Source organism: Terriglobus sp. (genome assembly GCF_965201105.1).
Classification (GTDB): Bacteria; Acidobacteriota; Terriglobia; order Terriglobales; family Acidobacteriaceae; genus Terriglobus.
In genome coordinates, this window is sequence record NZ_OZ241741.1 from 3,247,937 (window position 1) to 3,271,442 (window position 23,506).

Genomic DNA, 23,506 nt, shown 5'->3' on the forward strand with positions numbered 1-23,506 from the left:
TTACAGCTTGCCGCACGCGCAACTGACGCCGTGGCGCGCGGGCATGGTGCCGTCTTTGGACGGGATGCAGTGGCCGTGCGGATCGGTGGTGGGATCGCCGAGCACGGCGGCGACGCGGTCCTCAAACCGCTCGGAGATGAAGTGTTCGAGGCGTTCGGCTTCGTCGTGCAGATCGTCGAGCGGGTAGTGCAAGACCTGGAAGAGAAAAGTTTCGACCAGGCGATGGTGCCGCACGATTTCAAGCGCGCGACGGCGCCCCGCGGGCGAGAGCCGGACACCGCGGCTGCGTTGGTAGTCGATGAGCGGCTCAGGCTCCGCGGCCAGCCGCTGCAGCATGTTGGTGATGGAGGCGGGGGCGACATGCAGCCGCTGTGCCAGAGCGGAACTGCCGACGCGCTGCTCCGCATCGCCGGCCAGCGTGTGGATCGCCTTCAGGTAATCGTCGACCGATTCCGAGGACCTGCGGGCTTGCGTTTCTGGCCTCACTGCACAGCCGAGCATACCGCGTTGTGGTGCGCGAACCAACCCTCGTAACGGCGCTCGCGCAACGGCTGCGAAAAATTGTCGAGCGGCGGGCGCACGGGCGCGTCCTGTGAAGTAGAGAAAGAGTGGATGACGCACGCAGAGGGCTACGACCTGGTGTTTGGCATACGCGAGCAGGCAACGGCAGAGGTGGACATTGCCGCGCTCGTGGAACGCCATGCCACGCTGCTGTTTCGCGTGGCGCACTCGGTTCTGCGCAACCAGCATGAGGCGGAGGACGTGGTGCAGGACACCTTTGTACGCGTCCTGCAACACCGGCGCGACCTGCCCGCAGTGCGCGACGAACGCGTGTGGCTGCTGCGCATCGCCTGGAACCTGGCGCTGGACCGCAGGCGGCGTGTGCGTCCTGACCAGATGGATAGCCCGTTTGCCGAGATGCTGGCGGCCCGCTTGGTGCCCGCGGACCGGGCGCTGGAGGAAGCCGAACGCCTGCGGCGCGTGCTGCTGGCGATGGATGCGCTGCCCAGGGCCGAGCGCGCGGCACTGCTGCTGAGCGCCGTGGACGAGATGAGCACGGCAGAGGTGGCCGCGGTGATTGGGAAGAGTGAGTCGGCCGTGCGGGCCCTGCTGTTTCGCGCACGCACACGGCTAAAGGAACGGCTGACCGAGATGGAAAGGAAAGGAGGTGCGCGATGAACGATAGGAACGAGAGATTGACGAAGGACGCCCGGCTGGATGCCGTACTTGCCGCGTTGGCAGAGGCCCGGCCACAGGACGGGTTGCACGAGCGCATGCTGCAGCGGCTTTCGGATGGGGCGGGGCCGGCATCGCGGACGGAAGCGGGCCGGGGAGCGGATGGATGGTTGCGGCCGCGCTTTGTGTTTCCCGCAGCCGTTGCGGCCTGCGTCCTTTGCGTGGCGGGCGCGCTGTTGCACCACGCCACGCGGGGCGGGTCCTTGCAGGATGCGCCCATTGCGATCAGGCAGCACAGCATTTCGGATCAAGTGGCGGGAGCGGCGGACAAGATGCGGCAGAAGTTGAGTTCGACGGCATCGGCTGCGACCCCAGAGTACGCGCCGGGAGCCAGGGTGCGGCGTCCCGTGCGTTGTGGTGTGCCGGCGTGCGGAATGGGAGCCTCGGGGCGGCTCGAAACGGCGCTCGCGAGCGCTTCATCGGCCGGTGCAGCACACGAGGCAAGCTTTCCCGCGCCGGAGATGCCGCTGACCGAGCAGGAACGGCTCTTGCTGCAGATCGCGCACCGGAACGACCCGGTAGAGCTGGCGATGCTCGATCCGGTGGAGCGCAATCGCGAGTTCTCAAAGGAACGCGCGCAGACTGCACATTTTTTTACTCCGCCGCCGCTGCCGTCGAATTTGCAGCACGAGATTGACGCAGCGTTGCGATCCCAATACGTGAACACGCCACTACCCGATGAACTCAAATAACCGGAGCCTATTCATGAGCCGCACCCCTGCTTCTCTAGCCATCTCGATCGTTCTGCTGCTCACTGCCGCAAGCGTGCCCGCCATCGCCCAGAACACGCCGGCATACCCGACCAAATACCCGACCGCAAGTGAGCGTTCCGACCACTTCATAAATGACAGCGTGGATCGCGAGTACAAGCTGCACTACGCGGCCAGCGCGCAGGACGCGAACGAAATATTAACTTCCGTTCGCAACATGGTGGACCCACAGACCAAGGTTTTTCTGGTGCCGAGCACGGCAATCATAGCGGTCCACGCGCCTGACGAGGTTCAGGCGCAAATCGCGAGGCTGCTCGCTGCGCTGGACCAGCCGCATGCCCGTTATCGGCTCACATACACAATGACGGAGATGGACGGCACGCGGAAGATTGGGGTGCAGCGATTCAGCATGGTCGTGCTTTCAGGACACGGGTCACAAATGAAACAGGGCAGCCGGTTGCCAATTTCGACCGGCGGCATATCCACGCAGTTCACCTACATCGACGTGGGGATGAACTTCGACGCAACGCTTGTAGAGATTCAGGGGGGTGGCGTGCTGAAAAGCAAGGTGGAGCAGACAAGTATTGCACCGGACAGCATCACGCCGAGCAACCCGAATCCGGTGCTGCGGGACACGCGGTTGGAGGGGACTACTTCGCTGACGCTCAACAAGCCGCAACTTCTTGGTGCGCTGGATGTGCCTTCCAGCACGCACCACTTTGATGTGGAGGTTGTGATGGAGCCGGTGAACTGATCTGCTTTCTGCTGAGGACGAGGAAGGCCGCGCGAGTTGCGCGGCCTTCCTGAATGTGTGTGGCACGGCACTGGACGCGATGGCCGCGACCAGCCTAGTTCACCTGTAGCGCTACCGTTGCGGTGTGCGTGAGCGTGGAGCCGTTGCTGGTTGCGATGGCCTGCACGGTGAGCGTGCTGTTGCCGGCGGGCGTTCCGATTGGGCTGGAAGGCGGTGCGGTGGTGGTCGTTGCCGCTGCGCTGGCGCCGGTGCCGCAACCTGTCACGCCGGCGCTGAGTGCGAGGGTCGCCAGCAGCGTCGATAGCAGGCGCAGCGAGGGATTCTTCGTGCGGCTGGAGAGTAGCAATCCGAGCAAAGGCAGACCGAGCCAACCGGCGAGCGCCGCGGTGCGCGTGGAGGATGGCGCGGTAGTCGTAACCGTAACGGTAAGCGGAACAGAGTTGCGGCCCGGAACCACCATTCCCGGGGTGACGGCGCAGGTGGCCCCGGACGGTGCGCCGTTGCAGACGAACGCCACACCCATGGGGAAGCCGTTGCTGCCGGGCGTGAGCGTGAGGGTCGCGGTGTTGGCCGTCAGCGCGCCGGCGCGGACCGTGATGCCGGTGGGTCCGGTGATGGCGAAGTCGACGATGTCGAATGTGATCGTGGCGGCAGCAGCAGGGTTGAAGTTGCCATCGCCGCCGTAGCTTGCGGTAAGGGTGTGCGTGCCGGTGGAAAGCAAGTTAAGTGCAAGCGTCCCGGTTCCGTTGACGAGCGTGATGCTTCCGACGCTGCGGCCGCCTTCCTGCAACAGCACGGTTCCGGCCGGTTGCGCTGTGGGCGTGCCCGGGCTGTTTGCCGTGACCGCGATGCGGATCGCCGTGCCCGCGAGCGTGACCGGCGGGCTTGCGATGGCAAGCGTTGTGGGCAGTTTGCCCGCCGTGAGGACAAGCGGATCCGAGGTGGACGCGAGATAGACGGTGTCGCCGCCGTACACCGCCGTATAGGTATGCGTGCCCGCAGCGATGCCGTTGAGCGGGAAGCTGGCCGTTGCGTGATTGAGTGTGATTGCGGTCAGCACGGTGCTGCCGTCGCGCAGGGTTACGGTGCCGCCTGGGATGGCTGCCGCCGTGTGCCCGATGGTGACGGTGAGGGTCGCGCCGGCGCCTGCGCCTACCTCTGTAACGGAACTGGCGAGCGTGGTTGTGGTTGCGGCTTGTGCAACGGTGACCGTGGCTGCGGCAGAGGCAGATGCCGCGAAGGTGGCATCGCCGCTGTAGCGTGCCGTGATCGTGTGCGTGCCGTTGGACAGCGTCGTTGTGCTCAAGTTAGCCTTGCCGGTTTTGTCCAGCGGCAGGGAGCCGATAGCAGTGGTGCCGTCGAGAAAAGTTACAGTGCCGCCCGGCACAGCATTTCCGTTGGTCGCCGCGACCGTGGCCGTGAACACCAAAGTGGTGCCGGGCAGCGCGGAGGCGGGAGGGTCGGTCAGCGTGGTCGTTGTCGGCCGGAGCGTAGGGGTGGGCGGATTCGTGGTCGTCGGGTTCGACGGCGATGCCATAACCACTCCCACGTTCAGGATGCCGACCGGCAGCTCCGTTCCGGCGTTGGCGGTGGCATAGAGAGCGCGCACACCGGGCGAGGCCGCTGGAAAGGCCAGGTTCAGCGCAACGGTGATGGTGCCGTTGCTGGCGGTGGCGCTGCTGCCCCGGCCGGAGATGGTGCAGCCCGGAGTATCGATGGTGCCGGTACTGCCTGCGCCGAGGCCGCTGGTGAACTCATTGGAAGCGGAGTCCAGGGCGAAGAAGAACGGCGTGCCGGAGGAGAAGTCCGCGACGACGGTGCAGGGCGGCGCGCCTGCGGCGGTTGCGTCCAGTTCCACGGTTTGCAGCCCGGCGATGCCGCCGGCGTTCTGCAGCGTGAGCGACAGGACGATGCTGCTGCCGGGGTCCACGGTCGCGTTTGCCGGCGACAGCGCCAGCACATTGGCGCCGCTTCCCAATTGGAGAAGCCGTTGGCTGACTCGGCCGACGGTGAGGTACGTGACGCGCTGGCTGTACCCAGTGTTCGCGGCGGCGGTCCAGGTGAACGAGCCATTCCCGGTACCGCTCGTTGTTTGACTCAGGGTCATCCACGCCGCATTGCTGCTCGCCTTCCAGGTGCAGGTGGGCGGCGCGGTGACCGCAACCGTGCCGCTGCCGCCCGCTGCGCTGACCGCGCTGCCGCCAAAACTGAACGTAGCGCAGGTACTGTCGTAGCTGACCGACACATTCAGACCCGCGGATGTGACGTTGTTTACCGTGAGCGAGAGCGGCGAGTATGGGTCGGACCAGGTGACGCCCGGCAGAAGCGCGCCGTCGGCGAAGTTGTTGCCCTTGCCGGTGGGCGTCATGTCGAGCTGGTAAGTCTTGTCATGGTCGCCGTAGCCGTTTTCGTAGTGCACGACCGCGCCCGCTGCGACGTTTTGGCCGCGGACGGCGGCAAGGTTCGCTGCGTCGAAGGGCGTGCCGCCGTTGCGGTACTCCAACCAGAGCCAGGATGCCGAGGTGGCGTCGCGCAGAACGCGCAGGGCGCGCAGACCGGTACTGGTGGATGCGGGCTGGATTTTGTAGGTGCCCGGAGCGGTGATGGTGCCCAGGCCGCTGCTGGTGTCGCTGGCAGGCATCCAGTCCAGGAGCCTGACGCGGTGTTCCGCGGAATACGGTCCCGGGCCGGACAACCAGGGATTGCCCATGACGGAGAAGACGTCGCCGTACTCGGTGTCGACCGCCGTGATCGCGCCCGTGGCTATGGTTGCGCCGGTGCCAGTGACCGTGCCCGGGTTGGTCGCCTGGAAATCGATGGGGCCGAGCGAGACGGTGCCGAAGTCAAGCGTGTTCGCGTGGTTCAGACCCAGGTTGTGGCCAAGCTCATGGGCTAGGCTTGCCCAGACCCCGGTCGATGCCGTGTAGCTGGTGACGATCGGCATCCATACGACGGAGTACGGGTGCGGGACGATGCTGTCGGCGCCGTTGCAGCCGATGTCCGCCAGGCCGCCGAAAGTGCAACTGGAGGCTGGGAAACCAAGAACGATGCGTGTGTACTTCGACAGGTCGATGGTGTTTGACGCAAGGGTGAGCGCGGCCGAGCGCATCTGTAGGTAGTCGGCGCAGCCGTAGCTTCGCGCGAGTGTCAGCGGGCCGTACACGTCGGCCGTCGCGTAGGTCGCGCCGGCGGTCATCTCGGACCAGAGGCTGCTTACGGAGTTGCCTGTGCCGGCAATCGCCTGCTGCCACCAGGCCGCGGAACCGTAGCCGCCCGGAAACGCCGGTGTGTTGTTCGGGAACTGCATCATCAACACGGCCGTGCGCTGCGGGCCGGTGGTGGAGCAGGTCAGCGACGTGCTCGCGGGCGCCACCGCAGCGGCGTCAAGGGTGAGGCGGTGCTGTGCGCCAAGACGGATGGCGGCGGGGCTTGCAGGTGTGACCGTTTCCGCGAGCAGGTCAGAACCCAGCTGGATGCCGCCAATTGCCACGTTGCGGTGCAGCAACGGCTGCAGGTTGAAGGAAGCCGCGGGATGGATCGCGATCTGCGAAGACGTGGAGGAATCATGCAGCACATAGGTGCGCTGGCCCGCGTCGTGGGCGAAGTCATCCACTGCAATGGCCGCGAGGTCACCCGTGAGGGCCGCGTCGCGTTCCACATAGGGCGCGCTGGCCGGGTCGGCGGCCAAGAGGCGGTCGGCGACCGAGGCGGGCAGCATGACGGATCGCACCTCCTCGGGGTGCGTCTGCATGATTTCGCGAAGGAGCTGCGCCCGGCTCTGCAGGAGACTGACGCTGACGCCCGCGCCGGGACGTGAGGCGCCGCGGGAGCCGGTGATCTGCGCGGTCTGGGCGACCGGGAACAGGTTCTGGTTCAGCGCGAGGATGGTACGTGCCGCTTCCGAGAGCTCCGCGGGGTCAGCTTGGCCGCAGGCAGCAGCGGCCGCGCCGCATGCGGGCAGCAGCAGTGCCGCAAGCAGGAGTGCCAGGAGGCGTCCGCAGCGGGAAGCGGCGCGGCTCTTCGCAAAAGCTGGCATGCAGCGTTGGTCCAACCTCTCCGCAGCCCGTATCGGCAACCGGCGACGATACCAAGCATGGCACGCGAAGCTGGCAGATTACGGGGCCTGCGAGGGCAAGCGGATACAACCTTCGTGCCATTCCGGATGAGCGGCTGCTAATCCGGAACCGTGACAGTGCTGTTTGAGCAGGGGGATTAGTGCCGGTCAGGCGACGGACGGTGAGAGCTGCACTTTGCGCAGCGAGGCCTCAATATGCCGGTTCACATCGGCCTGGGCGAACTGATTGGCGACGCGGATCGCGTTGAGGATCGCGCAATCGTTGGAGGAGCCGTGGCCGATGATACAGGCTCCGCGCACGCCGAGGAGCGGTGCACCGCCATACTCCGACGGGTCCAGCTTGCGCTTGAAGTTCTTGAAGGCCTTGCGGCTGAGCAGCGCGCCCACCTGGCTGGTGATGGTGGATTTGAGCGTGTCTTTGAGCGAGTCGCTGACCATGCGGCCAAGACCCTCAATCGTCTTCAGGGCAACGTTGCCGACGAAGCCGTCACACACGGCGACGTCGCAGTTGCCGTTGAACAAGTCACGGCCTTCCACGTTGCCGAGGAAGTGATACAGATGTTCGCCATTGAGCGCACGCAGGAGCGGTAGTGTTTCGCGCGACAACGCGTTGCCTTTGCTGTCTTCTTCGCCGATGGAGAGGAGGCCGACACGGGGCTTGGCGATGCCCAGCACCGTACGAGCGTAGATCTGGCCCATCAGGGCGGACTGCACCAGATTGTGCGGGTCGGAATCGACGTTGGCGCCAACGTCCAGAAGGACGCAGGGCGTGCTGCGGCCATTGGGGAGCACGGTTGCCAGGGCCGGCCGCTCGACGCCTTCCAGCGTGCCCAGAACCATCTTTGCGGTTGCCATGGCGGCACCGGTGTTGCCGGCGGTCACGAAGCCGCGGGCCTGGCCATCGCGCACCAGCTTCAGGCCGACGCGCATGGACGAGTCTTTTTTGGAGCGAACGGCCTGGGCAGCTTTCTCGTCCATGCCGATCCACTCGGAGGCATGGACGACCTGGATGGGCAGGCGCTCGCCGGCAAGGTGCTGCTCCAAGGCGGGCTGCAGCCGCTCCCTGGGTCCAACCAGGTGAATGCGAACGGGGTATTGCCGGGCAGCCTGCACCGCGCCGCGTATTTCGGGTTCCGGCGCGCGGTCAGACCCCATGCCGTCCAGAACGATATCGGTCAGCACGGGCGGCTCCTCATACGCAGAGACGTATACCCCTTCGTGCAGGACGCGGAGTCGAGCCGGTTACTGGACGGAACGTAGAGACCGCGAGGCATGCGGCGGGTCTGCTCACCAGAGGTGGTGAGCTTAAACCTCAGCCTTGGCGGTTGTAATGGCGCGTCCCTTGTACTCGCCGCACTTGGGGCAGGCGTGATGGGGCAGCTTGCGCTCATTGCAACTCGGGCAGACGTTGCTGTTGGGCGCGGTGAGAAAGTCGTGCGAGCGGCGCTTTGCGGTGCGCTGCTTGGAATGGCGGCGCTTCGGATTCGGCATGGCAGTTCCCTTTCAACAGGAGCATTTCACCGCGCGATGAAGCGCAGACGAGGCTCCGTTTCGAGCACAAAATGTGGCGTCCTGGCCTGCAAGGGATGCCGTGCCGGCTAATTGGCGGAGAAGCCCTGCAGAGCGTTCCAGCGGGAGTCAATCTGTTTCGACTCGCAATCGCAATCGCGCTCGTTCCGGTTCTCGCCGCAGTGCGGGCACAGACCTTTGCAGTCCTCGCGGCAGAGCGCACGTTCCGGCAGGGTCAACAGCACCTGCTCACGCACGACGTCTTCCAACGAAAGGCCGCTTGGCTCATAATAACCGATTTCGGTCTCGGCTTCGGTAATAGCACGCTCACCCAGGCCGGCGTCGGTGCCGGACGGGCGAAAAATCAGGTCGAAGCTTTCCGAAACGCGCTGCGGAATTGGGGTGGTGCACCTCCCGCAGATCGCCTGGAAGGCGCCGTCCACGGTTCCGCGGAGTCGGATGTCGAGGACCACGTCTTTCGGTCCACGGTGCTCCTCGATGCGTTCGGCGCGGGCCTTGACGTGCAGCGGCCCGTTTTGCTCGAGATCGAGCGCGTAGTCGACGGCACCGGGCTGCAGAGTCACGTCGATGTCAAGCGGGTCGGGGTACAGATCGTCTGGGGTAATACGCATTGCTTCTCTAGTATCGGACGTTGCGGGGCCGCTTGCAAAGGCGCTGCGGGGCGAGTCTACAGAAACTCATAGGCAAGCCGGGTAGAAGGCTGCGGATTTCAGAAGCGGCCCATGGCGCGGAAACTGTAAGTTGTTGACCAACAAACGATTACACTTTGGCAACGCAGGTGCACTAAGGATTGGCGGGAAGTGCGTGCGGATAGGTACTGCTGACAGATGCAGACCAATGCACGATGCAACAGATCCAGCCGCTACGGGAGAGCTTCAGCCAAACAGGCGAGGCCACCAGAGGATGGAATAACAATCTTTTGGAGGCCAGTGACTGGCTATTGCGAAGCGCCACCCACCGGGTGGCGCTTTTCGCGTGAAAGCAGGGTAACAGCTGCTGCGCTGCCCTGCTCGAACAGCATGCTTGCCAAATCGCGGCACCTGCCGTATGCTTTGGCAGCAGAGGAAGTAGACGCTGCAGCCAGGCCCAGATGCCGCCGGCGGTACGCTTCCATCCGGGCCACGCACCAAGTGGCAATGCACACATTCAGAAAGTGTTGAGCAGCATACGCGGGCGAATGTGCCCGCTGGGAGTACACCCGGAAGGCCGGCCGCCAGCAGAGTGTAGCGGCAGGCAGATCACCGATATCGCTGATTTTTCGCACGGCTCAGGACACAAACCAGAACGGCGATGCGAGACAACAGCCGCATCGCGATCGCTCTGGAAGAACGCTGTATCCGAAGGTGCATTGAAACAGCGACTCCCAAAGAAAGCCTGGCCGGACCGCCGCGGTTCTCCCTTGCGTTTGCAAGGTGAGTAACGCGCAGGGTTCGGACCGTTCCGAAGAAAGAAGAAGCATGAGCGAAGAGCAGAACGTGTCTGAGGCGCCCACGGCGATGGTGCCTCCGACCTCAGCAGCAAACCAGTTTGACGAGGGCGAGAGCTCCAATAACGCAGGCGGCAGTTCAGGTTCCGGCACGAGCAAAAGCCGCCGGCGGCGCCGCAAGCGGAAAAATCGTGGAGCCCAGAGTGCGGCGCCGAATAGTGGCACGGCCCAGGGAGGCGAAGCGCAGCCGGCGCAGATTGAAGCATCGGCGGGCGAAGCCGGTGCCGGTGCCGGTGCCGAGAATACTGTTGCCACGGCTGCGCCACCGCAACGCCAGCACCACGGCCAGAATCAGAACCAGGGCCAGCAGGGGCAGGGCGATGGTGGACGGCGCAAGAAGAAAAAGAAGTTCCGCCGCGCCGGCGAAACGAATGGTGGCGGCAGCCAACCCCGCCCGGAGCCCGGCAACAGCCTGCAGGGCAGTCATTCCGGTCAGAACGGCGTGCGCCGCAACCGCAAGCAGCAACAGGGTCGTGGTCCTCGCAGCTTTGTTGGTCCAATGGACCACAGCTACCGCGAAGTGAACGGCAACTATGCAGATTCGCCGGCCAGCACCATCAACACGAGCGGAAATAGTGGCGGGCACCGGCGCCAGAATCACGGCCGGCAGTTCAACGAAGACCGCCTGCCGCCTGAGCTGATGCACCACTACAAGCCGGTGGCGATCCCGGAGGACGCGCCGACTCACATTTACTTCTTCATCGAAGACCTGTTCTTCACCGCCAAGATTCAGGAAGTGGCCAAGCAGCAGGGCGTGAAGGTCGCGTTCATGAAGCCGGACAAGGATGTGGTGGCGCATCTGGCCGATCTGCACGATCATGAGCATCCGTCGCTGATTGTGTTTGACCTGAACAACACTGCTGCCAAGCCCCTGACGCTGATTCCCAAGCTAAAAGCCAAGCTGAAGAAGGGCACCTCGATTCTTGGTTTCCTTTCGCATCTGCAGGGCGACCTGAAGCAGAAGGCGGTGGAAGCGGGCTGCCACACGGTGATGCCGCGCTCCGCGTTTAGCCAAAATCTGCCGAACCTGCTGCGCCGGTATGGCGTGGAAGAAGGCGAAGAGACGAACTTCAACGTGTAGGCGTAAACAACCAGAGAAGCATGGCAGACCTTCGGGTCTGCCATGCTTTTGGATTGCGGATTGCTAGCCCTTGGCTTCGTATTGCCAGTTGAAGCGTTTGCCCTCTGCGAGTTGCAGGACGGCCTGCTGCACGCGGCGGGCGCGGGTTTCGTCGCGCTTGGCTTCGGTGATCCATGCCAGGTACTCGCCGCGGCAGCTGGCTGGAAATGCCTCAAAAGTTTGTTTTGCCCTGGGTTCATTGGCAAGGGCTTCCGCAAAGATCACCGGCATTGCCATGGGAGGCTTGCTGCTGGCGGCGCCGTCCGGCCCGCGCTTTTTGGCCGCACGCGTCTGCATCGAGCTTTCCGAGGTGCCGTTGCGAATGTGACTGGCCGCTGTACGGATATAGCCGAGCAGCTTTTTGCGCGGTGGCAGGCTTTCCAGAGTGGTAAGTTTGCCGAGCGAACCCGCGCCTTCGCCGGGCGTGAAGCCGTCGGCGGCAAGGTGCTCCGTCATGGTTTTGGACCAGAAGCCGAATGCGCAATGGTGCTTGAAGGCGCCCATGTTCGCGAGAATGGTGCCGTTCAACTCAAAGAATGGGTGGCCCCACTTGACCGTCTCGGTCACTTCGGGAACGGCCTCGTGTACCAGTTCGCGCAGGTAAAGCAGCACCGGCTGTAGTGCAGGATTCGCTGCTGCGATCTTTGCGTCGATGCGAGCGTCACGAGTGTGGACAGGCATCGTCGGGGTCTTCAGGCGTGCGGTTGCCATGATGCACGCGAGTATAGCGGCCACGCCCGGACTACGCTATCGATTTTCGAGTCTCAGGAGATCAGGTCCGGCCGGGAACGTTTGGGGCTGCTGTGCGGCAGCATGGCAGCAATGCAGAGCAACCCAAAGGCGCTGACCGAGCACAGCTGCCGCAAGTGCAATGCGCGGAAGAGTTGATGCTCCATGGTGTAGACACTGCTGGACGAGTGGGCGCCGACGTCGGCCAGCTGTATCGACCGGTTCACCGGACGCTGCAACTCGCGGTTGACTTCTACGTCTACCGCGGAAAGTACAAAGGCGATTGCGATGAGCGCGAAGGTCTTGGTCCGCACCGCCGTTGCAAGCGAGAGCAGGGTCAGCACATAAAAGATGCCGATGCCGGCCAGCAGAAAGCGGATCCGCAGGTGAAGGTAGTAGTCGTGCAACTGCCAGAGCCTGAGAAAGCCGGTTGAGGATTGTGCATCCAGCACCGGTGCGAGGCCGATGGAATACATGACGAGCACACCCGCGTACAGGCCGGCGGTGCCCAGCAGCAAACCAAGGCAGACTCGTTGCGTTCGATACAGAGCTAAGTGCATACGGACCTGAACAGTGTGCCATGACACTGTAGCGGGCCGCGATGACGGCGAACGGCACGGGAAACATGAAGGGCACACCCGAAGCTGTGCCCTTCTGTGTTGGTGCTGACCGGCGGCTATTTCGTCGCCGGCTCCATGTACTTTTCCTGCATCTTTGCCTGCACACTGTCTGGTGTGATGCCCGCGACGGCACCCTGCAACTTGGTCATGAAGTCCGCCGCGTACACATGCTCCTTACCATCGAAGAGCGCGTCCAGGCCGACCTTTGCCACGGTGTCGGGCTCATTGCTCTTCTTGCCGTCTGTGCCGATTTTTGTGTCTTCCATGTGTGCCACGTTGAAGAACTCGGTGTCCACCGGTCCCGGCTGCAGCGCCGTCACGTTCACGCCGAAGTGCTCCATCTCAAAGCGCAGGCTCTTGCTGAGCGACAGCACAAACGATTTAGAAGCCGAGTACACGGCCATCTTCGGCGACGTGGTCTCGCTGGCGATGGAGGCGGTAAACAGGATATTGCCCTGCCTGCGGCCAGCCATCTGGCGCGAGATATATTTGGCGAACTGGACCGTGGAGCCACAGTTCAGATCGACGATCGCAAGCTCCTGATCGAGTGACGACTCGGTTGCGAATAGGCCGGCTTCGCCGATGCCGGCATTGATGCACGCCACCGCTACGGGCGTACCCAGGGCTTCAATACCGCGCCAGACCTTTTCAACTTCGTCGCGTTTGGTTGCGTCTGCCTGAAAGGTGTGGACGGTCGCACCGGCGGCCTCAAAGTCCTTTGCGGCTTCTTCCAGCCGGTCACCGTGCGCCGTCACGGCCAGGTCATATCCGCGCTGTGCCAGCTGCAGCGCCAATTGGTAGCCGATGCCGGAAGATGCGCCGCTAACAAATGCGAGTTCCTTCGCCATATTGAGTCTCCTTCAAGGACAACAGGAAATCGGATGCCGCGTGGGTGACGGAAGCGCAGGCGCGGCATGGATTGGCAGCAGCCCCCGATGCTGCTGATCGCAACTTGAAACCAGACGGCGTCCTCTTTCAGCGGATGAAGCTCTGCGGTCCCTCGTGGCTTGCCGGACATATGACTGGCCGTGCAATGCGAAAATAGGGAGGATGCTTCGATGGGCCTGCCGAGCCGCGACTTGTGCTGCACTGCTGCTTGCCGGCGGTGTGTTGCAGGGCTGCCACAGCATTCCGCCACCGAAGCCGCTGGACCAGTTGACGCCCGTGGAACAGAGCGGGCACGCGGAGTTTGTGCAGCACTGCTCGACGTGTCATCACGACCGCACGGCCGATCCGCTGAATGGTCCCGGCCTTGCGGGGCTCTTCAAAAAGCCGTACTTGCCCAGCGGCGCTCCGGCGAACGATGAACGCGTTCGCAACACGGTCATTCACGGCCGCGGCAACATGCCTCCGCAGGGCTACACCATGACCGACGCGGAGTTGAACGACCTGTTGCACTACCTGCACACGCTGTAGCGCACCGCGACCTGCGTCGCTCGCGACATCGCTCCATCGAGGACACCATGCCAAACGACCCAACACACGATTCGAAGCAGAAGAACCCGGAGTCCATGAGCGTTGCGGAGGCGGACCGCGAGTTTGCGGCGCGCGTAGAGGCGGCCGAAGCCACGCGCCGCCAGGGTCGCATCAAGCTGTCGCCGGAAGCAGCGGCGCGCGTTCGGCAGCAACGTGCCGCGGACCCCGACGGAACCGGTGAAGCTGGCGGCCCGAAGATGCTGCCCGGCATGGCCATGATCGCGTTGTTTGTTCTGGTCTATGCGCTGATGAATGTGATTGCGGCGTGGCGCGGTTTGTTTGGCAATGGCATTACCCGCTATGGCACGTTGGCGATCTGCAGCATGCTGGTCATCGGCGTATTCGGCCTGCTTCGTTTGCGGCGCTGGGGCTGGGCGCTGGTGCTGGGCGGCACGTTGTTTACCGCGTTCAGTTACGTGCTGCGTTTTATTACGGCGCACGTGCCGATCAACCAGGGCGCGGGCCTGCTGGTGTGGGCGGCGTTCTTTACGGTCTTTTTTTTGTACCTGGTGCGCGACGAGGTTCGAGAGCGCGTTCACTAGCTCGCCGCCGCGAGTACGGCGTCGGCAACACCGGCTGCGCGGATCGCTCCTGCGACGTCGTGCACACGAAGCACGTGTGCCCCGGCGAGAACAGCGACTGTGTTGGCGGCGTGAGTCTGCGGGTCGCGCTCATGCGCCGGAAGAGAGGAGGCCAGAAAGCCTTTGCGGGACAGGCCCACAAGCATGGGGCAGGCAAGGTCGTTCAGGTGGTCGAGTTGTGCCAGCAGGGCCCAGTTCTCTGCCCCGCGCTTGCCAAAGCCGAAGCCGGGATCAAGGGCGATCCGTTCGCGCGCGATACCCGCTGCGAGCGCGTCCCCGAGTCTGGCCTGCAGGCCGGAATGCACGGTCGGCAGTACCTGCTCGGCTTCGAGCGATGGCAGCCGCGTCCATTCGGACGGCAGGCCGCGGGCGTGCATGAGTACGGCGCCGCATCGCAGATCCGAGAGCGTTTGCGCCATGGCGTCGTCCCACAGCAGACCTGACACATCGTTCACGATTTCCGCACCCGCTTCAATCGCGAGCCTGGCCGTGGCGGCGCGGTAGGTGTCCACGGAAACAATAGCGTTGGGCCGAGCCCGTAGAACGCTCTGAATCACAGGCAACACGCGCCGCTGCTCGTCGTTGGCGGCAATGGCGTGCGGTGTCGCCGCGGGTGCGCCGGGGCGGGTCGACTCGCCGCCGACGTCGAGAAGGTCCGCGCCCTCGTCCAGCAGCCGCAAGGCATGATCCACGGCGGCGATGGTGGAGGCATGCGCGCCACCATCGGAGAACGAGTCGGGCGTCACGTTCACGATGCCCATGATCTGCGTTCGTTGCCCAAGCAGAAGCGTGCGCGAACGGAGCTGCCAGCCGAACTCTGATCGCATGCTCACAGTATGCAGCGCGCTTGCCGTTGGTGTGCAAAGCAGAAGCGCGGTTCAGCGTCACATTCGCGTATGTGGACAATCGTCTTGCTGATCGGCTCCAACATTTTTATGACCTTCGCCTGGTACGGGCACCTGAAATACCGCGACGTCGCTCTTTGGAAGGTGATCCTGGTGTCGTGGTCGATTGCGCTGTTCGAGTACTGCCTGCAGGTGCCGGCGAACCGCATGGGTGCCGACAAGTTCAATCCGGCCCAACTCAAAACGATCCAGGAGATCATCACGCTGACCGTCTTCGGCGTGTTCACGACGTTCTATTTCGGTGAGCGGCTGCACTGGAATCACGCAGTGGCATTTGGCTTCCTGATTTGCGGTGCGTTCTTCATGTTTCACAAGTTTTGATCTGGCAGCGGGCGAGAGCGGCAGAGGCGGCGCGCTGCCGCGGTGCAGCGTGCAAAGAGCCGTCCATTGGCGGAGATGCGCTGCTGCAACTTGCGTTCGAGGCCGGTCGTCTCCCTGTTACTCTCGCTTTACAGCAATAAATTTGGAGGCTTTGCCCGATGCCGTTTCTTTGGAGCGCCGTGCGCCGCGGTGTGTGCACCGTTACGCTGCTTTCGACCGTTTGCACCACCGCCCTGCCCGCCTTTGCGGCGGAAAAGCAGAAGAGCCGGCATGAGGCTGCAACCTCTGCCGAGGCCATGCGCGGCTACTACGGCCCGCAGCCGGCAATTGAGAACATTGACCTGAACATGTACGCGCGCATTCGCACCGAGGGCTACGCCCACTCGCACGCGATGGATTACATGACGGGCCTGGCGGACGGTATCGGCCCGCGCCTGACGGGTTCGCCCAACATGAAAAAGGCGAACGAGTGGACGCGCGACCGCCTGACCGACGCCGGCCTGGTCAATGCGCACCTGGAAGACTGGGGCGAGTTCGGCATGGGCTGGGCGCAGGTGAACAGCTGGGCGCGGATCGTGACACCGGACACTGAGCCGCTATGGATCCAGGCCGCGCCGTGGTCGCCCGCGACGAAGGGTGCCGTGACCGGCGATGCCGTTCTGGTGGAACTGACCACCGCCGCGGACCTGGACAAGTACAAGGGCAAGCTGGCCGGCAAAATTGTGCTGCTGGGTGCGCCGCATCCGATCGTGGATCTGACGGAGCCGCTCTTCCACCGCTACACCGAAGAAGAGCTGAAGGAAATGGAAGGCTATGAAGGTCAGCAGCGGCGCGGCGGAGCAGCCGGCGGCCCGCAGACCATCCAGCAGTTGCTGGCAGAGCGCCAGCGCGTGGCACAACTACGCGCCGCTGCGCTGAAGATGATGGCCGCCGAGGGCGTGGCCGCGATCATCACGCCCAGCCGCGACGGCGGCAAGGGCGGCGGCACCGGCATCATCTTCGACGACAACGGCGCGAACCTGAGCCGCAACGCGCAGAAACGCGAGTCCGCGGTGACGATTCCGAATGCCGTGGCTACGGTCGAGGGTTACGGCCGCCTGTACCGCTTGTTGAAAGCGAGCGTGCCGGTGCAGATGGAAGTGAACATTGAGACGAAGTTCACCGGAGACAACGAGCACGGCGTTGACACGGTTGCCGAGATACCCGGCACGGACCCGAAGCTGAAGGACGAGGTCGTGATGGTGGGCGGCCACCTGGACAGCTGGATCAGCGGCACGGGCGCGACCGACAACGGCGCAGGCTCAGTGGTTGCGATGGAAGCCGTGCGTATCCTGAAGGCGATCGGGTACAAGCCGCGCCGCACGATTCGCATCGCGCTGTGGAGCGGCGAGGAAGAAGGCCTGTTCGGCAGCCGTGGGTACGTGAAGCAGCACTTCGGCGAGTTCCAGGAACCGGCCGCTGCCGCGAACGCCGACCCGATCGTGTCGTTTCTGCGCGGACCGCAGGGCCCGCTGAAGACGACGAAAGAATGGGAAACGCTGGACGCCTATTACAACCTGGACAACGGCACCGGACGGATTCGCGGTGTGTATACGCAGGAGAACTACGCGATCGCACCCATCTTTGAGCAGTGGCTGAAGCCCTTGCACGACCTGGGCGCCACGACGGTCAGCTATCGGAACACCGGCGGCACCGATCACCTGAGCTTCGATGCGGTGGGACTGCCGGGCTTCCAGTTCATTCAGGATCCAATGGACTACGAGACGCGCACCCATCACAGCAACATGGACACGGTGGAGCGCATTCACCAAGAGGATTTGAAGCAGGCGGCCACCATCGAGGCGATCTTTCTGTACAACACGGCGGAACGCGACGCGATGATGCCGCGCAAGCCGTTCCCGCACCCGGAGGAAAACCGCCAGCGCGACCAGCAGTTGAAGAACCTGTTCCCCACCGCAGTGCCTGCACCGGACGCCGGCAAGCCGGGTGCGCCGCAGCAGTAGGCGCATCAGCCTGCAATTGCGAAAGCCGCGCTGAATGCGCGGCTTTCGTCATCATGGCTTCTTTTCAGAAGCGGCTGCGCCGATGTGTCGATCCGTATCGTACTTCTGCCTTTGCACGTCCTGCGCCGCAAGGTTAGGAACGTCGAGTTGCCGACGCAATGCGTCCGAAATGAGATCGCGGTGGTAAGGCTCTTGCGTTGCAGGCTGTGTCCCCGGCGTAAAGAACTGCGTGCCATAAATCTGCGGCTGTTTGATGGATTGCAGGTAGCGGTCCAGGGTCGCGGCAGCGATCCAAATTGCGGCGTCGTACCCTTTGCGAACGGCGACCATGCTCAGCGTATGCGCCAACAGGTTATCGTCCGGCCCCGACCCGTGTTGGAAGACATGGGCGGCTTCGTAGAAGTCTTCTCCCGAATGAAGTGCGCCGTCCTGCAAAAGCTTGCGCACGGCGGTCCGGCGCTCCGCGTCGGACTTGTCGACGATGTTCCAGTCTATGTTGGGCCAGGCCTGCCTCACCTTCTGGTCTTCGTCGAAGATTTGCTTCATTTGCGGATTCGAGGACGCGTCATCTTCGGGCGTGTACTTACGACCTCCTTCCCAATCTGTTGCGACCGTTGCATCTGCTCCGGCGCGGACCAACTGCAGAGGCGGCAGAGGCGCGCCGCGTATTTCCAGTTCGGCGTGATTTGCGTCCCGCGTGTGAAAACTGTAAGTGGTGGTGCCGTTCGCCTCTTCTTCATCACGAACGGTCAGGGTTAAAGCGCCAGCCGCTTCGGTGCAAGTAAGAATCTGCTGCACCTTCGTCGGCCCGTAAACCTCAAAAAAAGTGATGCCATCCCTCGTCGTCAGATGAGTTGGAAGGGAAAGCGTCCCCTTACATTGCTGTCCATTCTGTGTGTTGGTGGAAGCAAGAGAGAGCACCAGGAGCGTCCTCTTTCCAAGCACCAGTTTCCACGTACCCTCTATGCCGTGTTGCGCGTGGGCCGCTGCGATCATAGCCCAGGAACAAACGGAACAGCACACCAGCTTGAACACGGATCGCATGATGTCTCCCTTATGCAGGTACTGTACGAGGTCAGAAGCTGCCGAGGGAGCGAGGAGTCTTCGACAGAGCTGCTGAAGCCTGGAAGAAGCGCAGGTGAGTATCCAAAGGACGCCTGATTGTCTGCGCGAACGCTATGGCGCTCCATTCTATTTGCGGCAGAAGACAACCTGCGGATCGCGTTAAGACGTTGGCGAGGCGAGACGACCTCGAAGCTTTGCATCCACCGTGGCAGCGCAGGTGATCGCGATGGAGTAGGCGACGATGTCCTGGTTAGAAAATTCACGCCCGAGGAGCAGGACGCCGGCCAGTGTGCCGCGAAAGTGCTCCAGGGCCGGCGTGTGCAGGCGTTTGAGAAACTCGACAGCAACTGCGACCGCCTCGGCGAGCAATGCGGTCGGGATCAGGCGCACGCGGGGCAGCAGCGTGGATACGAGCCAATAGATCATCATCGCCCACAGGACCGAGCCGCCGTACTTGCGAAACGACCAAGGCAGTCCCATATGCGCGAAGCGTATCGCAATGCCGAGCACTGGCGTGACTAGGAGCAGCAAGACCGAAAGAGTCAGTGGGCGAGTCTTCTCGACACGTGCCTGCTTCATTGCACAACGATACAGCGAAGCTTTCCGGTGATCTTCCCTCTCCTTGATAATCCAGGAAGGCAGGCCTACTCTGCCTCCTAGATTGACTAGGAAGGTAACGCATGGCCGAAGACGGGAAACGGTCGGTGTGCTCATGCGTGCCATGACGCGCAAACTTCCCTAATCGATTCAAAAGACGTCGTCGCCTGGATTCCCGCTCCTATGCTCGCGAGCACGCGCACGTGCTCAGGCGCATTTGCTCGCTGCCTTGGCCGACGTTTAACCGCCTTGTATGAATCGCTCGGCATTACCTTCGAAGGCGATAAAGGCGAGCACTTCTTTCTCTCCACCCGCATCCAGACGCTCTTTAGAAAATTTCTCCGCCCTAGATACTGGGGCGTTGCATACACGGAATATGGCGCGTCAAACCGCAATGCAGTACCTCGTGCAAGATGAAGTGTGTTGCATTCGGTGCGAAACAAGGGCGGGTGAGTTGCGGGATTGGCGGCGAGTTCACGTGACACTCCCTTCAACCTTCCTCACTCGTTGCGTGAAGTAGCTCATGTAACTCAGCTCTGCCAGCAGCAATTCCGTGAACCGGACGTACTCCGTGACAACGTTACCCTCATTGGCTTTGCTCGATTCCGTGTAGAAGTAGACCGGCGGATCGTCGGAAACGACGGGCAGGTCCATCCAGCCATGGATATACCCCTGGTGCGACATGAAGCTGAGCGTGTCAGTCACAGGTGTGTAGGCCACTTCCATGTTGGCGAGTTCGCTGGGAATGACGTTCAAATGAGCGCTTTCAAGGAACCAGTCGCTGCCGACAAAGATGCCTTTCCGATCGTTTCCCATGAACCGCAGGTATTGCTTGTAGGCCAGGGGCAAACGCCAGCCGAGGCGGTCTTCCAGCGCCTGCACCTCGGCTTCGGTGCAGCCGACAGGCGGGCCGGTCCAGGGCTCCACTTCCTTCGCGTAGAAGGCCCGGACTTCCACGAGATGGTCCACGTCGCCGGTCAACATTGGCAGATCGGGAAAGCCATCCCAACCGGCGTTTTCCAAAAGCTCGGGAAAGGCGTCCTGAGCCCGCCGCAGAAGCGCGAGTACCAGCCGTTCCAGGCTGCCGTAAGTGAAAAGGGTGTCGTCCACCACGGCCGCACCCCTGACGCCGAAATCGCTGCCGTAGGTGAACACAATCTGATCCACCGCGGCCGCACCCTCGACGCGGTGGAAGCTGGGGCTCACACCCTGCCAGGCCTCTGCGCGCCAGGTGGCCTGAAAGACCGGCGTTGGCCCATCAGGCTGGGCGCTGGGGCTCGTGGCGGGCGAGGGTGCGGACATCTCCACGCGCGCGACAATAGCCATTCGATAGCCGTCGTGCTCGGCTGAGCGCGCCCACTTAAACGCCAGCCACGGTCCGAAATCGCGGGCGGAGCGATTTGAAATATCCTGCATGGTGAGGCCAACTGCCTCCAATCGTTGCTTCGCTGCTGCGATGACATAGGCCAGGGATGCAGCCCGTTTCTCCCATGATGGGTTGTACTTCCGGGTCATCGCAACCCTCCACTGTCTGAGTTTCAGGCACGCTTTGTCGCAGCAATGACACGCGCCCTACCCGCATTATCTTCTTGGAGAGCGCTCGGGAGACGTATCAAGCTATTGCCTCCGTCGTGCGTTAACTGTGTTTGTCACCGAAATCACCCAGAACTTACAGCGACTTACGCGTAAGCTCCTGCCACAGAAGAGTTACGTTCTCCTTGGAATGCTAGCTCCAGCCGCAAAAAGGACTTCAGCTTTTTTCGGAACGGGGAGGGACCCACGAACCAAGTCACGCCGCATTATTGGATCGAAGCCCGCGCTAAAGCCCGTCCGAGCTAAACTCCGCCCGCGCTGAGCCGCGCCTGGGCTGAGTCGAGACCCGAGCGAACGCCGCTGCGGCACCGCTCACACGAAGGTTGAAGCGAAAATTCCGTGCGAAATTACTGGGCGACTCGATGAAACGGGAGCGCTCGGCTGTGCCGCAGGTCGAAGATGACGGCCTGGCTCTGACCGGAGAATTCGAGGTCTGCCTCAGAGTCTGAGAGGTAGAAATTCAGTTCGCCATAGTCACCGCGAAGTTTGGATGGTGTATGGCCCGGACCATCTTGCAGCGATTGCAGATGGGTGCCGTGCAGCGAAATGGTAAACGCCGATGAATTGTTATCGTCGGAGACATACCTGCCGGTGAACATACGCAGCACGCGTTGCGAAGAGAGCACCTTTTGCGCTCTGAAGGAACAGCAGCGATGGGCTGTGCGGCGATCGTCATCAGTTCGCTATCGATCACGTGTGTGCCCGGAGTGAACATGCCATGGAGCAGGTCGTACTGATTTGACAGGATGACGACTATGTTTTCCCTGACCAAGCATCGGGGCCTGCCCGGGTGGAAGAAGCCGATTGATGTGATCCGTCGTTTTTAGATGCCATCCTGCTGCAGTAGCAGTATGGCCGCGGCGGTGAACTGCTTGCTGATGGATCCAATGTTGAAACGAGTGTGGACGTCAAACGGTGTCTTGTGCTCATGGTCGGCAAAGCCGTAGCCGTGCTGGAAAACCACTTTTTCCGCGACAGCTTCGGTGGTGACGATACCACCGAAGCTGTCGCGGGCGGCATAGTGCTGTACAACATGGCCGATGCGAACCGGGTCCTGCGCCCTGCTGCTTATGGAACAGACAGAGCACAGGACCATAAGCACCACGCAGCAACTAAGCCGTAAGGACAAGCGAACAATTACCTTGAATGCGCAGATAAACTGCACGTATCTGTGCGAGCCGTTGCTGCGGAGAGCAAGGCCATCGGCTCGATCAGTAATGCATCTGCGATCGTCCCTTGCTGCCGATTCCACACTAAGAATCAAAGGGGGATGCGACGACGCATCCCCTTCCCTATTGCAAGCATGCCGGCTTAAATCTACCACTGACCCCAGGCACGGGAGATGTAGTCGCTGAGGCTCATGATGACGAGCACGAGGAACGTGAAGAATCCGGAGATGACGGTTAGCTTGACCAGACGGGAACTGTACTTCACGTGCATGAAAAAGAGCACGACGAAGGCCGCCTTGGTGCAGGCAATCCCAATCGCCACTGGCGCATTGAACGGGCCGAGAGGCACATAGGCGATTGCCCAAGTGGCGAGTGTACCGACCATGAGCACACCAAAAATCGTCAGGTACATCAGTGGGCTGACGATATGGTGCGCGACGTGCTCGGGGTTATTGACGTTCGCCGCATCGTGAACGTCGAGGTTCGCACCCTCACGGTCCACAGGGTGCGCGGGATTGGCGATTACCTGTTCGCCGTTGCCTGTTGTCTTCAGATCACTCATCGATTGAACTCCAGTATTGATTCGCCTCGGCGGCGTAATGCCCGTGCAGTGCGGCGGTCAATGTCGATTGATCAGATAAAGCAACGGGAATAGGAAAATCCACACGATGTCGACGAAGTGCCAGTATAGGCCGAAGTTCTCAATCGGCTGCACGTAGCCCGAAGTGTACGCACCATTGTTTGATCTCCAGAGCAACACGATAAGAATCGCGATGCCGATGATCATATGTACCGCGTGCACACCAGTCATGGCGAAGTAGAGCGAGAAGTAGATTTGCGTCTTTTTGGCCATGTCGATCGGCAGGGCCTTTTCTTTGCTGCCGGCGGGCGGGTTCACAAAATCGGCGATGTTGAACGACGCGCCCGGGACATGGTGTTCCTGGAATTTGTCGTAATACTCACCCGACTTGATACCCAGGAAGGCAAAGCCTAAAAACACGGTCGCCAGCAGAAATATCTGAAGCAGCTTCTTGTTCTTAACCTCCGCCGCCCAGACCGCCATCGCCATCGTTAAGGACGAACCAATCAGCACGATGGTATTCGTCAGGCCCATGCCCACGGAGATGGAGTTCGAGGCCGAGACGAAAGCGTCGTAGTACCAGTTGCGATAGAGCAGGTAGGACATAAACAGCCCACCAAAGAACATGATCTCGGTGAGCAGGAAGAGCCACATGCCAAAACCGGCGGCCTCGCGCTGCTGTTCCGCCGTCTCGAAATGGTGCCGCTGGTAAAACGGGTGATCGTGCACGTCGTGCGACGCGTGGATCTCCGGTGCGGGCGGATGTGTGATCTCTGAAAGTGTCGAGCTGACCGACATCGTTCTGTTTCCTCTCCGTGCCAAGCCGCGATTTTGTAGGCGCTGCCTGTTTTCCTGCTCTACCCCCGCGATGGATTTGGCGAAGGACTGGATCGTGCTGCCGACTATTGAGGTTCCGTTGCCGGATGGAACGGGCGGCGAGCAATCTCGCCGCCCCA

Annotated in this window: 24 protein-coding genes; 8 read left to right on the forward strand and 16 right to left on the reverse strand. The window is 62.2% G+C overall.

Features of this window, described 5'->3' with window-relative positions; genetic code table 11:
* Positions 1–486 (reverse strand): metal-dependent transcriptional regulator, encoded by a 486-nt coding sequence (locus tag ACOFKT_RS14370; RefSeq protein ID WP_419804669.1) that lies wholly within the window; start codon positions 484–486, stop codon positions 1–3.
* Between the two features lie 126 nt (positions 487–612).
* On the opposite strand from ACOFKT_RS14370, the gene ACOFKT_RS14375 reads away from it, so the two are divergent.
* Genes ACOFKT_RS14375 through ACOFKT_RS14385 form a run of 3 tightly spaced genes read left to right on the forward strand, consistent with a single transcriptional unit; the run spans position 613 to position 2,700 of the window.
* A complete protein-coding gene (locus tag ACOFKT_RS14375) occupies positions 613–1,179 on the forward strand; it encodes an RNA polymerase sigma factor (protein WP_419804670.1) in 567 nt (188 codons plus the stop codon).
* Positions 1,176–1,928, forward strand: a complete 753-nt coding sequence (locus ACOFKT_RS14380) for a hypothetical protein (protein ID WP_419804671.1) — start codon at positions 1,176–1,178, stop codon at positions 1,926–1,928. The genes ACOFKT_RS14375 and ACOFKT_RS14380 overlap by 4 nt, the downstream gene beginning before the upstream one ends.
* A 13-nt stretch (positions 1,929–1,941) precedes the next feature.
* Entirely contained in the window at positions 1,942–2,700 is a 759-nt protein-coding gene (locus ACOFKT_RS14385) for a hypothetical protein (protein ID WP_419804672.1), read from the forward strand.
* Positions 2,701–2,794: 94 nt separating this feature from the next.
* On the opposite strand, the gene ACOFKT_RS14390 is transcribed toward ACOFKT_RS14385, so the two are convergent.
* The 4 genes from ACOFKT_RS14390 to ACOFKT_RS14405 all read right to left on the reverse strand — a co-directional run bounded on the left by ACOFKT_RS14390 (position 2,795) and on the right by ACOFKT_RS14405 (position 8,916).
* A complete protein-coding gene (locus tag ACOFKT_RS14390; RefSeq protein WP_419804673.1) occupies positions 2,795–6,736 on the reverse strand; it encodes an Ig-like domain repeat protein in 3,942 nt (1,313 codons plus the stop codon).
* 186 nt (positions 6,737–6,922) lie between these two features.
* Entirely contained in the window at positions 6,923–7,957 is a 1,035-nt protein-coding gene (plsX, locus tag ACOFKT_RS14395; protein ID WP_419804674.1) for a phosphate acyltransferase PlsX, read from the reverse strand.
* A gap of 123 nt (positions 7,958–8,080) precedes the next feature.
* Entirely contained in the window at positions 8,081–8,266 is a 186-nt protein-coding gene (gene rpmF / locus ACOFKT_RS14400) for a 50S ribosomal protein L32 (RefSeq protein WP_419804675.1), read from the reverse strand.
* Positions 8,267–8,373: 107 nt separating this feature from the next.
* Positions 8,374–8,916 (reverse strand): YceD family protein, encoded by a 543-nt coding sequence (locus tag ACOFKT_RS14405; RefSeq protein WP_419804676.1) that lies wholly within the window; start codon positions 8,914–8,916, stop codon positions 8,374–8,376.
* A gap of 846 nt (positions 8,917–9,762) precedes the next feature.
* Between ACOFKT_RS14405 and ACOFKT_RS14410 the strand changes: the two genes are divergently transcribed.
* Entirely contained in the window at positions 9,763–10,872 is a 1,110-nt protein-coding gene (locus ACOFKT_RS14410; RefSeq protein ID WP_419804677.1) for a response regulator, read from the forward strand.
* 63 nt (positions 10,873–10,935) lie between these two features.
* Here the strand turns inward: ACOFKT_RS14410 and ACOFKT_RS14415 are convergent, their stop codons facing one another.
* The 3 genes from ACOFKT_RS14415 to ACOFKT_RS14425 form a co-directional block, all read right to left on the reverse strand.
* Positions 10,936–11,622, reverse strand: a complete 687-nt coding sequence (locus tag ACOFKT_RS14415) for a YdeI/OmpD-associated family protein (RefSeq protein ID WP_419804678.1) — start codon at positions 11,620–11,622, stop codon at positions 10,936–10,938.
* 53 nt (positions 11,623–11,675) lie between these two features.
* Positions 11,676–12,158 carry a hypothetical protein gene (locus ACOFKT_RS14420; RefSeq protein ID WP_419804679.1) on the reverse strand — a complete coding sequence of 161 codons (483 nt, stop codon included), beginning with the start codon at positions 12,156–12,158 and terminating at the stop codon, positions 11,676–11,678.
* A gap of 158 nt (positions 12,159–12,316) precedes the next feature.
* Positions 12,317–13,108: an SDR family NAD(P)-dependent oxidoreductase gene (locus ACOFKT_RS14425; protein WP_419804680.1), complete on the reverse strand. Its 792-nt coding sequence runs from the start codon at positions 13,106–13,108 to the stop codon at positions 12,317–12,319.
* A gap of 202 nt (positions 13,109–13,310) precedes the next feature.
* Here ACOFKT_RS14425 and ACOFKT_RS14430 point away from each other — a divergent pair, with 202 nt between their 5' ends.
* Together ACOFKT_RS14430 and ACOFKT_RS14435 are read left to right on the forward strand one after the other, a co-directional pair.
* The gene (locus ACOFKT_RS14430) at positions 13,311–13,676 is read left to right on the forward strand and encodes a c-type cytochrome (protein ID WP_419804681.1); all 366 of its coding nucleotides are present in this window, start codon (positions 13,311–13,313) and stop codon (positions 13,674–13,676) included.
* Between the two features lie 47 nt (positions 13,677–13,723).
* Positions 13,724–14,278, forward strand: a complete 555-nt coding sequence (locus ACOFKT_RS14435; protein ID WP_419804682.1) for a hypothetical protein — start codon at positions 13,724–13,726, stop codon at positions 14,276–14,278.
* On the opposite strand, the gene folP is transcribed toward ACOFKT_RS14435, so the two are convergent.
* The gene (folP, locus tag ACOFKT_RS14440) at positions 14,275–15,144 is read right to left on the reverse strand and encodes a dihydropteroate synthase (protein WP_419804683.1); all 870 of its coding nucleotides are present in this window, start codon (positions 15,142–15,144) and stop codon (positions 14,275–14,277) included. The two genes, ACOFKT_RS14435 and folP, sit on opposite strands and share 4 nt — an antisense overlap.
* A 69-nt stretch (positions 15,145–15,213) precedes the next feature.
* Here folP and ACOFKT_RS14445 point away from each other — a divergent pair, with 69 nt between their 5' ends.
* Entirely contained in the window at positions 15,214–15,543 is a 330-nt protein-coding gene (locus ACOFKT_RS14445) for a DMT family protein (RefSeq protein WP_419804684.1), read from the forward strand.
* A gap of 158 nt (positions 15,544–15,701) precedes the next feature.
* Positions 15,702–17,546, forward strand: a complete 1,845-nt coding sequence (locus ACOFKT_RS14450; protein WP_419804685.1) for a M20/M25/M40 family metallo-hydrolase — start codon at positions 15,702–15,704, stop codon at positions 17,544–17,546.
* Positions 17,547–17,597: 51 nt separating this feature from the next.
* Here ACOFKT_RS14450 and ACOFKT_RS14455 read toward each other — a convergent pair whose 3' ends face one another.
* The 7 genes from ACOFKT_RS14455 to ACOFKT_RS14485 all read right to left on the reverse strand — a co-directional run bounded on the left by ACOFKT_RS14455 (position 17,598) and on the right by ACOFKT_RS14485 (position 23,348).
* On the reverse strand, positions 17,598–18,581 hold the full coding sequence (locus ACOFKT_RS14455) for a hypothetical protein (RefSeq protein ID WP_419804686.1): 984 nt from the start codon (positions 18,579–18,581) through the stop codon (positions 17,598–17,600).
* Positions 18,582–18,770: 189 nt separating this feature from the next.
* Positions 18,771–19,190, reverse strand: coding sequence for a DUF2809 domain-containing protein (locus tag ACOFKT_RS14460; protein ID WP_419804687.1), 420 nt, complete (start codon positions 19,188–19,190; stop codon positions 18,771–18,773).
* Positions 19,191–19,682: 492 nt separating this feature from the next.
* Positions 19,683–20,723 (reverse strand): SMI1/KNR4 family protein, encoded by a 1,041-nt coding sequence (locus ACOFKT_RS14465; protein WP_419804688.1) that lies wholly within the window; start codon positions 20,721–20,723, stop codon positions 19,683–19,685.
* 425 nt (positions 20,724–21,148) lie between these two features.
* Entirely contained in the window at positions 21,149–21,427 is a 279-nt protein-coding gene (locus ACOFKT_RS14470) for a hypothetical protein (protein ID WP_419804689.1), read from the reverse strand.
* A gap of 197 nt (positions 21,428–21,624) precedes the next feature.
* The gene (locus ACOFKT_RS14475) at positions 21,625–21,897 is read right to left on the reverse strand and encodes a serine hydrolase (protein WP_419804690.1); all 273 of its coding nucleotides are present in this window, start codon (positions 21,895–21,897) and stop codon (positions 21,625–21,627) included.
* Positions 21,898–22,118: 221 nt separating this feature from the next.
* Positions 22,119–22,532 (reverse strand): cytochrome C oxidase subunit IV family protein, encoded by a 414-nt coding sequence (locus ACOFKT_RS14480; protein ID WP_419804691.1) that lies wholly within the window; start codon positions 22,530–22,532, stop codon positions 22,119–22,121.
* A 57-nt stretch (positions 22,533–22,589) separates the two neighbouring features.
* On the reverse strand, positions 22,590–23,348 hold the full coding sequence (locus ACOFKT_RS14485) for a cytochrome c oxidase subunit 3 family protein (RefSeq protein WP_419804692.1): 759 nt from the start codon (positions 23,346–23,348) through the stop codon (positions 22,590–22,592).
* Positions 23,349–23,506: the final 158 nt, after the last annotated feature.

Bases quoted from the DNA above. Each gene is read 5' to 3' on its own strand.
- ACOFKT_RS14430 (WP_419804681.1), top strand. From the start codon at position 13,311: ATGCTTCGATGGGCCTGCCGAGCCGCGACTTGTGCTGCACTGCTGCTT.
- ACOFKT_RS14390 (WP_419804673.1), bottom strand. From the start codon at position 6,736: ATGCCAGCTTTTGCGAAGAGCCGCGCCGCTTCCCGCTGCGGACGCCTC.
- rpmF (WP_419804675.1), bottom strand. From the start codon at position 8,266: ATGCCGAATCCGAAGCGCCGCCATTCCAAGCAGCGCACCGCAAAGCGC.
- ACOFKT_RS14415 (WP_419804678.1), bottom strand. From the start codon at position 11,622: ATGGCAACCGCACGCCTGAAGACCCCGACGATGCCTGTCCACACTCGT.
- ACOFKT_RS14475 (WP_419804690.1), bottom strand. From the start codon at position 21,897: ATGGTCCTGTGCTCTGTCTGTTCCATAAGCAGCAGGGCGCAGGACCCG.
- ACOFKT_RS14405 (WP_419804676.1), bottom strand. From the start codon at position 8,916: ATGCGTATTACCCCAGACGATCTGTACCCCGACCCGCTTGACATCGAC.
- ACOFKT_RS14380 (WP_419804671.1), top strand. From the start codon at position 1,176: ATGAACGATAGGAACGAGAGATTGACGAAGGACGCCCGGCTGGATGCC.
- folP (WP_419804683.1), bottom strand. From the start codon at position 15,144: ATGCGATCAGAGTTCGGCTGGCAGCTCCGTTCGCGCACGCTTCTGCTT.
- ACOFKT_RS14435 (WP_419804682.1), top strand. From the start codon at position 13,724: ATGCCAAACGACCCAACACACGATTCGAAGCAGAAGAACCCGGAGTCC.
- ACOFKT_RS14410 (WP_419804677.1), top strand. From the start codon at position 9,763: ATGAGCGAAGAGCAGAACGTGTCTGAGGCGCCCACGGCGATGGTGCCT.
- ACOFKT_RS14460 (WP_419804687.1), bottom strand. From the start codon at position 19,190: ATGAAGCAGGCACGTGTCGAGAAGACTCGCCCACTGACTCTTTCGGTC.
- ACOFKT_RS14480 (WP_419804691.1), bottom strand. From the start codon at position 22,532: ATGAGTGATCTGAAGACAACAGGCAACGGCGAACAGGTAATCGCCAAT.
- ACOFKT_RS14485 (WP_419804692.1), bottom strand. From the start codon at position 23,348: ATGTCGGTCAGCTCGACACTTTCAGAGATCACACATCCGCCCGCACCG.
- ACOFKT_RS14375 (WP_419804670.1), top strand. From the start codon at position 613: ATGACGCACGCAGAGGGCTACGACCTGGTGTTTGGCATACGCGAGCAG.
- ACOFKT_RS14385 (WP_419804672.1), top strand. From the start codon at position 1,942: ATGAGCCGCACCCCTGCTTCTCTAGCCATCTCGATCGTTCTGCTGCTC.
- ACOFKT_RS14425 (WP_419804680.1), bottom strand. From the start codon at position 13,108: ATGGCGAAGGAACTCGCATTTGTTAGCGGCGCATCTTCCGGCATCGGC.
- ACOFKT_RS14465 (WP_419804688.1), bottom strand. From the start codon at position 20,723: ATGACCCGGAAGTACAACCCATCATGGGAGAAACGGGCTGCATCCCTG.
- ACOFKT_RS14445 (WP_419804684.1), top strand. From the start codon at position 15,214: ATGTGGACAATCGTCTTGCTGATCGGCTCCAACATTTTTATGACCTTC.
- ACOFKT_RS14450 (WP_419804685.1), top strand. From the start codon at position 15,702: ATGCCGTTTCTTTGGAGCGCCGTGCGCCGCGGTGTGTGCACCGTTACG.